Here is a 222-nt window from a genome sequence, read left to right as displayed (position 1 = left end):
GGTTTCTAGCTCACGACCATATAGTCGGCGAATGACAATGCGCTCAATAATCATACCGATGATGGCCCTAACTAAAAAAGCAGCCGGAATACCAGCAAGCAAATACCAACCTGCCATATTCGGTATATAACCTTGAAAGAAATTTTCAACCATATAAGTGGTATACGCGCCAATCATGATTAGCTCACCATGCGCCATATAGATGACGCCGAGCAAACCAAA

The 222-nt window shown here is 43.2% G+C and carries 1 protein-coding gene; it reads right to left on the bottom strand.

Annotated features, from left to right (window positions below):
• Window positions 1-222: ABC transporter permease subunit (locus V6252_RS13220; protein WP_425355885.1), on the bottom strand; the 222-nt coding region annotated here is incomplete at both ends.

The organism is Psychrobacter proteolyticus (genome assembly GCF_038155145.1).
GTDB lineage: Bacteria > Pseudomonadota > Gammaproteobacteria > Pseudomonadales > Moraxellaceae > Psychrobacter > Psychrobacter proteolyticus_B.
Note: the sequence above shows the minus strand (reverse complement) of the source record. Positions and strands in the feature narration are given on the sequence as shown.